The sequence below is a fragment of the Candidatus Omnitrophota bacterium genome (genome assembly GCA_041649175.1).
In the GTDB taxonomy this organism is placed as follows: Bacteria; Omnitrophota; Gorgyraeia; order Zapsychrales; family JBAZNR01; genus JBAZNR01.
This window is the reverse complement of record JBAZNR010000002.1, coordinates 268,488-280,995: the sequence shown is the minus strand read 5'-3', so window position 1 is coordinate 280,995 and position 12,508 is coordinate 268,488. Positions and strand designations below refer to the sequence as shown.

General features: G+C 44.6%; 11 protein-coding genes and 1 tRNA gene. All 12 read right to left on the bottom strand.

The window, feature by feature from the left end; translation table 11 throughout:
- Positions 1-5 precede the first annotated feature (5 nt).
- On the bottom strand, positions 6-761 hold the full coding sequence (gene hisF / locus WC676_06430; GenBank protein ID MFA5060248.1) for an imidazole glycerol phosphate synthase subunit HisF: 756 nt from the start codon (positions 759-761) through the stop codon (positions 6-8).
- Positions 743-1,471: a 1-(5-phosphoribosyl)-5-[(5-phosphoribosylamino)methylideneamino]imidazole-4-carboxamide isomerase gene (hisA, locus tag WC676_06425; GenBank protein ID MFA5060247.1), complete on the bottom strand. Its 729-nt coding sequence runs from the start codon at positions 1,469-1,471 to the stop codon at positions 743-745. Before hisA ends, hisF begins: the two co-directional genes overlap by 19 nt.
- A complete protein-coding gene (gene hisH, locus WC676_06420) occupies positions 1,468-2,073 on the bottom strand; it encodes an imidazole glycerol phosphate synthase subunit HisH (protein MFA5060246.1) in 606 nt (201 codons plus the stop codon). The genes hisA and hisH overlap by 4 nt, the downstream gene beginning before the upstream one ends.
- Positions 2,073-2,690 carry an imidazoleglycerol-phosphate dehydratase gene (locus tag WC676_06415; GenBank protein ID MFA5060245.1) on the bottom strand — a complete coding sequence of 206 codons (618 nt, stop codon included), beginning with the start codon at positions 2,688-2,690 and terminating at the stop codon, positions 2,073-2,075. Before WC676_06415 ends, hisH begins: the two co-directional genes overlap by 1 nt.
- 20 nt (positions 2,691-2,710) lie before the next feature.
- On the bottom strand, positions 2,711-3,934 hold the full coding sequence (gene hisD / locus WC676_06410; GenBank protein MFA5060244.1) for a histidinol dehydrogenase: 1,224 nt from the start codon (positions 3,932-3,934) through the stop codon (positions 2,711-2,713).
- Positions 3,931-6,546, bottom strand: coding sequence for an alanine--tRNA ligase (gene alaS, locus WC676_06405; protein ID MFA5060243.1), 2,616 nt, complete (start codon positions 6,544-6,546; stop codon positions 3,931-3,933). Before alaS ends, hisD begins: the two co-directional genes overlap by 4 nt.
- Entirely contained in the window at positions 6,536-7,012 is a 477-nt protein-coding gene (locus tag WC676_06400) for a regulatory protein RecX (protein ID MFA5060242.1), read from the bottom strand. The genes alaS and WC676_06400 overlap by 11 nt, the downstream gene beginning before the upstream one ends.
- Positions 7,009-8,538: a Do family serine endopeptidase gene (locus WC676_06395; GenBank protein ID MFA5060241.1), complete on the bottom strand. Its 1,530-nt coding sequence runs from the start codon at positions 8,536-8,538 to the stop codon at positions 7,009-7,011. The genes WC676_06400 and WC676_06395 overlap by 4 nt, the downstream gene beginning before the upstream one ends.
- A 40-nt stretch (positions 8,539-8,578) precedes the next feature.
- Positions 8,579-9,631: a recombinase RecA gene (recA, locus tag WC676_06390; GenBank protein ID MFA5060240.1), complete on the bottom strand. Its 1,053-nt coding sequence runs from the start codon at positions 9,629-9,631 to the stop codon at positions 8,579-8,581.
- A 157-nt stretch (positions 9,632-9,788) separates the two neighbouring features.
- The gene (locus WC676_06385) at positions 9,789-11,579 is read right to left on the bottom strand and encodes a tetratricopeptide repeat protein (protein ID MFA5060239.1); all 1,791 of its coding nucleotides are present in this window, start codon (positions 11,577-11,579) and stop codon (positions 9,789-9,791) included.
- The gene (locus WC676_06380) at positions 11,569-12,309 is read right to left on the bottom strand and encodes an RsmE family RNA methyltransferase (protein ID MFA5060238.1); all 741 of its coding nucleotides are present in this window, start codon (positions 12,307-12,309) and stop codon (positions 11,569-11,571) included. Before WC676_06380 ends, WC676_06385 begins: the two co-directional genes overlap by 11 nt.
- A gap of 78 nt (positions 12,310-12,387) precedes the next feature.
- Positions 12,388-12,460: transfer RNA gene (locus tag WC676_06375), tRNA-Ala, on the bottom strand.
- Positions 12,461-12,508 lie beyond the last annotated feature (48 nt).

The following is a 12,508-nucleotide window of genomic DNA, read 5'->3' as shown; positions in this document are numbered from 1 at the left end:
TGAGCTCATACGCGCGCCTCGATTGATTTTTTATTAAGATATTCCTTAACCTCTTTAATAGAAATTTCTCCGTAATGAAAAATAGATGCCGCCAATGCCGCACTGGCAGATGTTTTTGTAAAGACATCAGAAAAATGTTTCACGGTTCCCGCGCCGCCGGAGGCGATCACCGGGATCTCGACAGCGTCGGCGACGGACCTTGTAAGCGGAATATCAAATCCGTCTTTGGTCCCATCACAATCCATGCTGGTTAAAAGAATCTCTCCCGCGCCTAATTTTTGAGCCTCTTTGGCCCAAAGGATAACATCTTTTCCGGTGGGCGTGCGCCCGCCGTGAATATAAACTTCCCATCCCTCTTCGTCTTTCTTTGCGTCAATGGCGACCACAATGCATTGGCTTCCGAAGCGTTTTGCCGCGTCGGTAATGATCGACGGATCTTGGACCGCTGATGTGTTAATAGATACTTTATCGGCGCCGGCGTTCAACAGGTCGCGAATATCCGAAATGTCTTTAATTCCGCCGCCAACGGTTAACGGCATAAAAACTTGTTCCGCTGTTTTTTGAACAATGTTAAGGATGATCTTTCGTTTTTCATGGCTGGCGGTAATGTCCAAAAAAACCAATTCATCGGCGCCGCTGGTGTCGTAAACTTTAGCGATCTCAACGGGGTCTCCCGCGTCACGCAACCCGATGAACTTGACACCCTTAACAACACGCCCGTCTTTAACATCCAAGCACGGAATTATTCTTTTTGTGAGCATAAGCTTATGGCATCTTTCAATTCAAAATTTCCTTCATAAAGCGCTTTACCGACAATGGCTCCCCAAAGGTGGCTTCCTAATTTCTTAAGGCTTTTAATGTCTTCAAGATTTGAAACACCGCCGGAGGCGATCACCGGGATCGTGACCGAATCTAAGATCTCTTTGATGCTGGTTAGATTTGGGCCGCGCAAGGTTCCGTCGCGGGCAATATCGGTGTAGATCAATTGTGTCAGGCCCATGTCTTGCAGTTCTTTTGCAAAGTCGGTTGCTTTCAAATTTGAAACGGATGTCCATCCTTTTTGTGTGACAATGCCATGCGAGCAATCTAGGCTCACCACAATACGTTCTTTCCAATCTTTCAGGATCTCTTTAAGAAATGCGCGGTCTTCGACAACGCGCGTTCCCAAAACAACACGAGAGATCCCTTGTCCTAAAACGCGTAAGATGTCATCGCGTTTTCTTATTCCGCCGCCGACTTCCAGGGGAACTTTAACAGCCTTGGAGATCTTTGCGATGGCATCGAAATTCTTCATCTCGCCTTTTTCAGCGCCGTCGAGATCGACGATATGGATGAGGCTCGCGCCGGCCGTTTCCCATTTTTTCGCGAACGCGACCGGGTCGGATGAATAGATCGTTATCTCCTGAAACCGTCCCTGGGAAAGGCGTACGACTTTTCCGTCTTTGATGTCAATGGCCGGGATAATGATCATGATTTAAGTTCCGCAAAATTTCTCAAGATTTTAAGCCCCGCCGCTTGGCTTTTCTCGGGGTGGAACTGAACACCGTAGACATTTTCCTGCCAGACGGACGATGAAAAATCTATGCCGTAATCTGTGGTTGTGGCTATGATATTTGTGTCTTCCGGTTTTGGAAAATAAGAGTGACAAAAGTAAACGGACGTTAAATTTTCAATTCCGGAAAAAAGCGGACACGAGAGATTTTTAATATTGATCTGATTCCAGCCCATGTGCGGAACTTTGAGTTGTGTAAAGCGAATAACACTCCCCTTTAAGATCCCTAATCCGTTGACCTTGCCTCCCTCATCGCTTTCGTCAAAAAGAAGCTGCAGCCCTAAGCAAATTCCCAAAAAAGGTTTTTTGTCTTTGATGGACTTCTTGATGGCCGTGACAAGGTTGAGTGAAGATAGTTTTTCCATGGCCGGCTTCATCGCCCCCACTCCCGGCAGGACAATTTTTTCGGCTGATTCTAAGTCTTTGGGGTCTTGGGTAATAGTTGCCAGCGCGCCGACTTTTTCAAAAGCCTTCTGCACGCTGCGCAAATTTCCCATTCCGTAGTCAATAATGGCGATCATTAATCAATGATTCCTTTTGTGGACGGAACACCTTTTCGACGAGGATCGATCTGTGTCGCCCGGTCTAAAGCGATCCCTAAGGATTTAAAAACAGTTTCTAGATTCGTGTGCAAATCATCGCTGGGGTTTTGAATGGTGATGCCGATGGTCGCGCTCAAGCTTTTCGCGAATGATTCCATAAAGTGCTCCAAGTATGTTATGGCGTATCCGTCTTGCTCTTTCGATGCCGGATGAGTTGTTTGGTTTCCGGCAATGTTCAGCTTAAAATGCCCGCGGCCGCTGATATCAATAACACATGTTCCGATGGTAGACTCCATCGGCGCGGCGGCTAGGCCAAAACGGCGAATACCTTCTTTTTCGCCCAAGGCTGCCTTAAAAGCTTTTCCTAGAACAATGCCGATGTCTTCGTTGGTGTGGTGAATGTCAATATTAGTATCGGCTTTTTTGACGATCAATTCCAGGTCAAAAAATCCGTGAAAAGCAAAGAGGTGCAGCATATGATCAAGAATGCCGATCTGGGTTTTTATTTTTGTTTCTCCCTTACCGTCAAGGCTAAGCTTGACTTCTATTTCTGTTTCGGTGCTTTTGCGTTTTTCCAGTGCCTTACGCTGTTTCATACAATTTCCTTTCTATTGAACTATTGAAATCTGACCTTAACGGATTCGTAATGTTTTATTAACCCTTCAATGGTGGCGACTTTTTCTAAAGGATCACGCGCTTTTTCAAGCGCTTTCTTTGAATAAGCAATAATATGGCTGGTCCGGGTGAAATCGGACAAACAAAGTCCGGAGAAAAATCTGGCGGTACCCAGCGTTGGTAACACATGGCTCGGGCCGGCGACGTAATCTCCGATGGCAGCCGGGCTATACGGGCCTAAGAATATGGCGCCGACGTTTTGGATCTTTTTCGCGACACTTTGCGGATTGTTGGTGAGGATCTGCAAATGTTCGGGCGCGATCCTATTAGAGATCTCAATGGCTTCCTCGATATTCTTAGCAAAAACGGCATAACCTTTGGACATTTTCTTTTGCGCTAATTTAAGAAGCGCCCGTGATGTGGTGATCAGAATAACAAGCCCACCTAAATGTTCGGCTTGTGCTTCAAGGTCGGCTAAAACAAAATCAGGATTGCTATATCGGTTTGCGATGACCACGAGTTCTGTGGGGCCGGCGAGCATATCAATATCCACATATCCAAAAAGCTGGCGTTTAGCTTCGGTAACATACATATTTCCAGGGCCGATAATTTTATCGACCTTGGGAATTGTTTTTGTTCCCAAAGCAAGTGCGGCGATCGCCTGCGCGCCGCCAATGCGATAGATCTCATTAACTTTAAGCAAATTTGCCACCGCCAAGATGTAAGGATTGATGTGGCCGTTTTTATCAGGAGGCGTCGCGATCACAATGCGTTTAACGCCGGCGACTTTAGCCGGAACAACCGTCATATAGACGGTAGAAACCAAAGGCGCCGTTCCGGCCGGGATATAAATCCCGACGGAATCCAGCGGCTGAATGATCTCTTTTAAAGCGACGCCGTCGCCGTCTTTGACGCGGCAAGGTTTCTTTAGCTGCTTTTTATAGAAAAATGAAACATTGTTAATGATGATCTTTAAAGCGGAAATAAAATCGCTGGTAATATTTTGAAAAGCGCCGCTGATCTCGTTTTCAGCAACTTTTAATTGCTTTTGAGTCAGTTTGACCTTGTCAAAACGCTTGGTGTATTTGAGCAGAGCATCATCACCATTAAGTTTTACATCGGCAATGATCTGCGCCACGCGTTCTTCAATGCGTTTTTTGCGGATATACAAATTCCGGTCGTAAATTTTCTCTAAGCCTGCGCTTCCCTGTTTTAAGATTTTCATTTTTCGATCAACTCTTTCAAGATGGATTCAGTTTTTTTAAGTGCTTCCGGTAATTTTGCGGGGTTTTTGCTTCCGGCTTGAGCCATTTGCGCCCGGCCGCCGCCGCTACCGTCAATGATTGGGGCTATCCTTGAAACGATCTCATCGGCTTTAATATCTTTTTTGATCAGGTCTTCAGTGACGGCGATCAAAATATGAGCATTGCCGCTTTTTTCACAGGTTAAAATGATGACCGCTGATCTCACCTTTTGTTTGATCAAGTCTGAAACCCTGCGCAATAATCCCGGATCAATATCTTTAAAATGTCGGCGGACGATGGTTGCATCGGCGATCATTGTCGATTCTTTAATAATAGCATCAATTGAGTTTTTGATGTTCGTAAAGTTTTGTTCGCTTTCTTGCTTTTCCTGTTCCTTGAGCTGTTGTGATTGCCGCAGGAGCTGTTCCTGGGATTCTTTTTCTTTTTGCCAATCTTGCACATAAGTTCCGGTCACGGCTTCAATGCGGCGTATTCCTTGAGCGATGGCGCCTTCGCCGGTAATTTTAAGAGAAATGATCTCGCCGGTTTTATTCAAATGTGTTCCGCCGCAAAATTCTTTGGAATAACCGTCAATGGAAACAACGCGCACCGTTTCGCCATATTTCTCGGCGAAGAAGGCCAAGGCGCCGCTTTTTTTCGCTTCGGCAATGGGCATCACGTGTTTTTCGATTTGGTCATTCGCCGCAATAAAGCCGTTAATGAGCGTTTCGATCTGGGCAAGCTGGTCCTTAGTTACGCCTTGCGGGTGCGTAAAATCAAAACGCAATCGTTCGGGCGCGACGAGTGATCCTTGCTGTTGAACATGCGCGCCTAGAACTTTTCTTAAAGCGGCCTGCAAAAGATGTGTGGCGGTATGATTGCGCATAATAGAAAGCCGGCGCGGTTCGTCAATTTTTGCGGTTACGGCGTCAGCTTCTTTAAATGAGCCGCTTTCGACTGTTGCGGTATGAATAAAAATGTCGGCAAATTTTTGCGTGTCTGTAACTTTAATAACAGAGCCGCTTTTAGAAATTGTTCCGCTGTCGCCTACTTGTCCACCGGATTCTGCGTAAAAGGGCGTTTTATCTAAGATGATTTTTATGGAATCGCCTTTTTTAGCTTCCGCGACTTCTTTATTTTCAATAAGCAGTTTTAGGATTTTCACGCCAGCTTCATTTTTCTGATAGCCTAAAAATTCGGTTTTGGGAACGTTGAGATTAATTCCGGCTTCCGCGAAAACATCACCGGTCATTTTACTGGAGGCGCGGGAACGTTCTTTTTGCTCGTCCATTTTGCTTGGAAAACGATTGATACCTTCTTGCAACTCGTCTTTACCGATTGAGGTTTCCAAAATTGCTTTGCTAATTGCCGCCAATGTTAGCCCGAAAGTGTCGCGGTATTTAAACATAATTTCTACGAGTTCGTGTCGCTTTTCTTGTAGACTTTGATTTTTTGCATATGCATCGGTAACAAGTTTTTTAATTTCAGGAATTCGCTCTTTCTCAAGCTTTATATACCCTTCTTCTATTTTCTTGATAACTGTTGCAACATCGCTGAGTTTTTCTGCAATTTCGGGATAAGGGTTTTTCATTGCATGAATAACGCTTGGAATAAGCTTATAAACAATCGGTTTTTCCACTCCTTTTTGTAAAATCAAATCGGTGCTGTCAATAATAAGCTTCTTAACGATATAGCCGCGGCCTTCATTAGACGGAATAACGCCGTCGCAAATTCCAAAAACGATGGCGCGCAAGTGGTCGGCAATGATAAGTTTCTCGACTCTTTCCAATTTGCAATTTTCTTTTTCTGTTTCTTGCGTAATGGCGGAAATAATCGGCTCAAACAAATCGGTTTCATAATTGTTTTTTTTGCCTTGAACAACCGCGACTAGGCGTTCTAAACCCATTCCGGTATCAATATTTTTATTGGGAAGCGGTTCTAGAACGCCGCCTTCCTTACGGTTAAATTGTGTAAAGACCAGATTCCAAACCTCCGAAAAACGTCCGCAGCTGCAATCGGGATCACACTTGCTTCCGTTGGGACAATTCGGGTTTACACCGTAATCATAGAAAATTTCAGAACACGGGCCGCAAGGACCATTGGGGCCTTTTTCTTTAGCTTCCGACGGCCAGAAATTGCTTTTATCGCCCAACTTGACAATACGCTCTTTTTTGATTTTGATGTTATTTAGCCAAATATCGTATGCCTCGTCGTCGTCTTTGTACACCGAAACCCAGAGCTTTTCGCTGGGAATTTTTAACGCATGCGTTAAAAATTCCCACGCCCAAGTGATCGCTTCTTTCTTGAAATAATCGCCGAAGGAAAAATTTCCCAGCATTTCAAAAAAGGTATGATGAAAGGCGGTCTTGCCGACCTTGTCCAGATCGTCCGTGCGAAGGCATTTTTGCGATGTGGCCGCCTTTGTGTAGCCTTCAACGTAGCCTAAAAATTGTTTTTTGAACTGTTGCATCCCGGCGGTGGTAAAAAGGACCGTCGGGTCATCCTTGGGAACGACCGAATCGCTCTCCACGATCTTGTGCCCTTTGGAGGCAAAAAAGTCCAAAAACTTTGCTCTTATTTCATTAGCCGTCATATTTATTCAGTACTCGCTCGATGGTGTCTATATTAAATCCGCGGTTTGCCAAATAATTGAATAATCGCTGTTTTATTTTTGTTTTCTCTAAATTCTTGTAACGCTCGACACGTTTTTTTATTAATTCAGAAACGATCGCTTCTTCGGGGTAATCGGCTTTCACTTGCGCGATGGCATTTTTCGCCAAGGAATCGCTAATTCCCTTTTCTTTCAGTTCATAAGCTATGCGTCTTAAGCCGTAGGGCTTATGAAGGCGGGCACGAATCCAATCTTTGGTGAATTGCGCATCATCGACGAGTTGTGTTTTCTGAAGGTATTGAAGAATGCTGTCAATAATACTTTTTGAAAACCTTTTTCTTGTTAATCGATCAATGAGCTCTTTGGTGCTTCGATTTCGTACCTTGATCAGCCTAAAAGCGGCCGCTTTTGCTTTTGAGAATTCCGGCGTTACGTCTTCGGGGTTCATTCCTTTGCGAACTTAATGACGAGATAGCCGTGATTTGTTTGGATCAGGCAATCGCCGCTCTCATTTTTTACCGCATCCTTAAAATCTTTGATATTCTTGATCGGTTTTTTATTGATCTCGGTGATGACAATGCCTCGTTGTAATCCTGCTTGGTCCGCTTGGCTTGTGGGCTCTACACTATCGACGATGACGCCGGTATTGTTTTCTAAACGCAAACGGCTCGCCAGCTCCGGCGTTAATGATTGAACATCCATGCCGCGCCAAGAAACATGTCCGTCATCTTCGATCGCATCATCATTTTCTGTTTGTTGCGTGATTATCTTTCCTTCCTGGTCGAACTCGGGCCTTTTCGCAACCTCAACGGTGATATCCAGCGGCTTTTTATCACGTAAAACTTTTAACTTGATCTTTTGTCCAACCGGAGTATTTCCGATCACCTTAATAAGATGTGCCGGCTTTCTGACGAGTTGGTCGTTAACGGCGACAATGATATCGCCGTTTCTTACTCCGGCTTTTTGCGCCGGGCTGTCTTCTAGGATCTGAGAAACCAATGCTCCCGTTTGCGGCCCGGATAGAGAAAAATACTTGGCTAATTTCTCATCAATTTCTTGAATGTTGACACCGATCCATCCGTATTCAACTTTTTTGCCTTCGATCAGGCTTTGTACGATGCGCTTGGCTGTATCAATAGGAATTGCAAATCCGATGCCCTGATACCCGCCGGACGTGGTAAATATGGCAACGTTGATCCCGATAACTTCACCCCGTAAATTAACTAAAGGCCCGCCGGAATTTCCGGGATTGATCGCGGCATCTGTTTGGATCAGGTCGGTATAGTCACTATCACGCCACGAAGTCCTGGGAAGTGAGCGATGTAAAGCGCTGACAACCCCGGCGGTAACGGTTGGTTCGGAATTTGACAAAAGATATCCGAACGGATTGCCGATAGCGACAACCCATTGTCCGATCTTGATATTGTCGGATTGTCCCAATTTCGCTACGGGAAGATTGGGCGCGCTAATTTTTATAACTGCCAGGTCGGAACGCGGATCGGTCCCTTTTAAGGTTCCTTTAAATTCTCTTCCGTCGGATAATGTTACGGTAATAATGTCGGCATCACTGACAACGTGTTCATTCGTTAAAATATAGCCGTCTTTGTCAATGATGACGCCGGAACCTAATCCGGAACGCTTTTGTTCAAAATCCGGCATTTCGCCAAAAAAATCTTCAAAGAACCGGTTAAAAAGATCGTCTTCAAAAGGGCTTTCTGAGCCGCCGCCAAAAGGACTCGCGTAATAACGGCGCTGTTGGACGCGTGGTTTCGCAATCTTTTCCGTTTGGATCGAAACGACCGTTGGGCCGACTTGTTCGGAAACATTCTCGATCGCGTCAGAAAAATTCACGCTGTCCGATATTGGTTGCGCTATTGCCTCGGGCGATACATTAATGCGCGCGGCAATAGTGAACCCTAAAATAATTCCTGCAAACAAGATAAGAACACCTGCGATTTTCATACGGAATTTCATCGCGCCCTCCCCCCTTGTCTAATGATTTTGTTCAACTAGCTTACGACTGTTTTTTGATCCCTAGTTTCTCGCGAATTTGCTTTTCGATCTTTTGAAGAATTTTCGGATTTTCTTTTAAATATTGGCGCGCGCTTTCGCGTCCTTGCCCGATCTTTTCATTCTCATACGAAAGCCAGGCGCCGGACTTTTGAATGATCTCATGCGCAATTCCCAGATCAAGAATATCGCTTACATAAGAGATCCCTTCTTTGAACATGATCTCAAATTCGGCGTCACGAAACGGAGCGGCGACTTTATTTTTAACAATTTTTGCTTTAACTCGGTTACCGACAAATTCTTCGCCATTTTTGAGAGACTCAATTTTACGAAGGTCGATACGAACGGAGGCGTAGAATTTGAGCGCTCGGCCGCCGGTCGTTGTTTCCGGAGAGCCGAACATAACGCCGATCTTCATGCGGATCTGATTAATGAAGATAACGCATGTTTTTGATTTGCTGATGGCGGCGGTTAGTTTCCTGAGCGCTTGTGACATTAAACGCGCCTGAAGCCCCATATGTGAATCACCCATGTCGCCTTCAATTTCAGCCTTTGGTGTTAAGGCGGCGACGGAGTCAATGACCACGAGGTCGACGGCATTTGAGCGTACCAGCGTTTCGGCGATCTCGAGGGCTTGTTCACCGGTATCAGGTTGCGAGATCAAAAGGTCTTCGAGTGTTACGCCGACGGTTTTGGCGTAATTTGAATCAAAAGCGTGTTCCGCGTCGATAAAAGCCGCCACACCGCCCATTTTTTGTATTTGGGAAATGATGCTTAAGGTGAGCGTTGTTTTTCCGGATGATTCCGGTCCATAAATCTCGATGACTCTTCCGCGAGGGACACCACCGATGCCTAAGGCAAGGTCTAAGGACAAAGATCCTGTCGGGATAGCCGCAATATCCATATTGACGGTGCTATCCAGCTTCATAATAGAACCTTTTCCGAATTGTTTTTCGATTTGGATTAAGGCAAGTTCGAGTGCTTTTTGCCTGTGGGCAGTTTCGGCTCCCTTGTCTTTTTCGGCAGCCTTTTCAACTGATTTTTTCTGTTCAGCCATGAACCACTTCCTTTCTAAAATTTAATTAAGAGAGTGAAATTATACACGAGTGTTATTGGGTTGTCAACATTTTCGATAGACGGAAAACAAGAATAAACCGTTGCGATAGAACAAGTTATAGATTAAGAAGAAAAACTATTGTTATTGTTAGAAAAGTTCAAGGGCGGCATGAATCCAAGGCATTTTTTAACTCATCTTGAACAGAAGGATTGCTCTGAGCGATGATGTTGAAATGAGTTTTTGCTTTTTCGCACTGTGATTGCGATAGATAAATATTTCCCAAACGGTAATGGCCGTCTAAGCTTTCCGGAGAAAGACGCAACAATTCCTCGTAAAGTTTGATGGCGGTATTTGTATTCTTATTTTGCTCCTGGCAATAAGCTAAATTATAAAGCGCATCAACATCCCGGGGATTGATCTGCAAGGCGCGTTCGTACCAGGAAATCGCATCTTTAAAATTATTTTCGGCGACATAGGTATTGGCAAGATTGTAGATGGAGTTTACGTCGAAGGGCTGCAATTTAAGAGCTGATAAGTATTCCCTACGGGCTTCATCGAAGCGTTTTTGCTCGGCTAAAAGAGGGCCGGCCTTGCTTGATCTTAAAAATGACACGATTTTAGGATCAATGGATACCGGTTTTAAAATTAAGAACATCCCGAGAGAAATAAGAGCCGCTATGATGAGCATATTCCATTTTTTCTCTTTGATTTGATTAATAGCCCAGATAATACAAAAAGATTGGAATATGATCAAAAACGGCAAGATCGTCGCGCGATGCCGGGTAATTAGAAAAAAACAAAGCGTAAAGATAAGCTGGCTGGCGATGAGTAGCGCGGGAAAAGCAAATTTTCTAGAATTCACGAAAGCAAAAATGAATCCGGTGATTGCCAGCGGAAAAATAATGCGCAATGAGTTGAAGTCAAATTTATTTTTATACGGAATTTGAAAAACCAGGTCAATATCATAGGACCGTTCGGTATCTTGAAAAAATGCCGCAATTTTCTTTCCTAAGAGGCTCAAGTATTGCCCGGGATTTTTCCGGATGAATTCGATTCCCTGATCCATCCAGAACTGTGAAACCTCCGATGGGCGAAGACTTCTTTTTAAGGCTTGCTCGGCGATAATGCGCGTGTCGGTTTCAAATCCGTTATGGTCCGGGCGGATAAATTGAGGATTGTCAAAAACTCCGCTGGCTTTCGGATTATTGCCGATATAGAAGTTGATCCCGCCGTGAGCGCTGGTTAAAACCCAATCTTTACCGATTACGCGGTTTCGTATGGCAACGCCAAGAATAATGATGAGCGCGCCGGCGATCAGGGGCAAAAAAACTTTTATAAAAGTTTTTTTGCCCGGAGGGCGATATTGCCAGGCAAGATAAATAAGCGTGAAAGCAAAGAATATCAGGAATTTTCCATCGGATAATGTGCTTAAACCAAAAACAATTCCCAGGATGAACCATTCAGATCTTTTCGACGAAGGGCTAAGCGTTAAAAACCCGTAAACAAGGATCAAACTTAGCGTAATGATGAGTGTGACCGGCATCATGAGCCAATCGTAGTAGATTAAAATAAAATTTGTTGCGGTAAAAAAAGCGGCCAGCCAAGCTGTCGGCCTTGAAAAGATCTGCTTGGCAATAAAATAAACCAAAAGGACGTTGGCGCTTCCCAGGATAAGATGAAAAATGCGAAGCACTTCAGTGCTTCCGAAAGAAAATGGCATGAGGATCGCCAGAAAGTAAGGATAAAGCGGCATCCCCCAAAAAGCTCTTTTGCCTATCCAGTCCCCTGCGGCAATTTCTCCGGCCCACTCTTGGTAATACAAAACATCGTCTGCCGGGTGATCATAGAAAAGGTATTCTTTCTTGAGGAAAAACATGTAGGCGAGGCGTAAGGCTAACGCGAAAAAGAAAATGGCGGCAAGGCAGAGGATTTCTCTTTTATTTTTCATCTGCCAAAAGTAATTGTGCAAAGGCGACGACAGAAATAGCGGCGGTGTCAACTTTAAGCGTTGTTTCGCCCAGAGAAACGGCAATGGATCCGGATTTAATGGCTAAAGCGATTTCTTCGGGAGTAAAATCACCCTCAGGGCCGATAAAAAACATGATTTTTTTGGCATGCGGATTTTGACTCATGATCTCATGAAGCGATTTCCTTTTTCCGGAGAGATGCGGGATCAAGGCGAGTGTGGAATTATCAATATGCTTAAGCGCCTCTGACAAGCTTAAAACCGGATGGATAGCGGGAATTGTTTTTCGGTTGGATTGTTTGGAGGCATTAATGGCAACGGTTTGAAAGCGTTTAACCTTATCCGGCATTTTTTCTTTTGAAAAGATAACTTCGGTTCTTTGCGTTTTAAGAGGAATAATTTCATCAACGCCGAGCTCGGTACATTTTTCTATGATAGATTCGAACTTTGCTTTTTTAGGAATGGCGCAGGCCAAGATGATCGTGAAATTTTTCTTTTCGTCTTGTCGGATGTCGCTTAGGGAGACCTCAATGGCGTTCTCGGCAATCGAAGTGATCGTTGCGTCCGCTTCTTTTCCCTGTCCGTTAAAAAGGACGATTCTGTCACCCTCCTTTAGGCGTAGAACATTTTTTAAATGATGGATTTCTTTTTGGTCTGTGATGGTGAGGGTTGTTTGAATGAAATTTTCTTGCGGGCAGAAAAATCGATGCATGTTTTAGCTTTCAGCTGTCAGCTGTCAGCCTTCAGCTTTTTGTGCTGAAAGCTGAAGGCTGAAGTCTGAAAGTTTAAGTGGACCGAGGGGGGATCGAACCCCCGACCTCCTGATTGCGAACCAGGCACTCTCCCAGCTGAGCTATCGGCCCATCGAAAAGTTATGATCTTTTAATAGTAATCTTTTAATTCAAACGCGG

Excerpts from the sequence above, each read along its gene's own strand:
- alaS (MFA5060243.1), bottom strand. The coding sequence starts at position 6,546 with ATGACGGCTAATGAAATAAGAGCAAAGTTTTTGGACTTTTTTGCCTCC.
- WC676_06400 (MFA5060242.1), bottom strand. The coding sequence starts at position 7,012 with ATGAACCCCGAAGACGTAACGCCGGAATTCTCAAAAGCAAAAGCGGCC.
- recA (MFA5060240.1), bottom strand. The coding sequence starts at position 9,631 with ATGGCTGAACAGAAAAAATCAGTTGAAAAGGCTGCCGAAAAAGACAAG.
- hisF (MFA5060248.1), bottom strand. The coding sequence starts at position 761 with ATGCTCACAAAAAGAATAATTCCGTGCTTGGATGTTAAAGACGGGCGT.
- WC676_06415 (MFA5060245.1), bottom strand. The coding sequence starts at position 2,690 with ATGAAACAGCGTAAGGCACTGGAAAAACGCAAAAGCACCGAAACAGAA.
- WC676_06395 (MFA5060241.1), bottom strand. The coding sequence starts at position 8,538 with ATGAAATTCCGTATGAAAATCGCAGGTGTTCTTATCTTGTTTGCAGGA.
- hisH (MFA5060246.1), bottom strand. The coding sequence starts at position 2,073 with ATGATCGCCATTATTGACTACGGAATGGGAAATTTGCGCAGCGTGCAG.
- hisD (MFA5060244.1), bottom strand. The coding sequence starts at position 3,934 with ATGAAAATCTTAAAACAGGGAAGCGCAGGCTTAGAGAAAATTTACGAC.
- WC676_06385 (MFA5060239.1), bottom strand. The coding sequence starts at position 11,579 with ATGAAAAATAAAAGAGAAATCCTCTGCCTTGCCGCCATTTTCTTTTTC.
- hisA (MFA5060247.1), bottom strand. The coding sequence starts at position 1,471 with ATGATCATTATCCCGGCCATTGACATCAAAGACGGAAAAGTCGTACGC.
- WC676_06380 (MFA5060238.1), bottom strand. The coding sequence starts at position 12,309 with ATGCATCGATTTTTCTGCCCGCAAGAAAATTTCATTCAAACAACCCTC.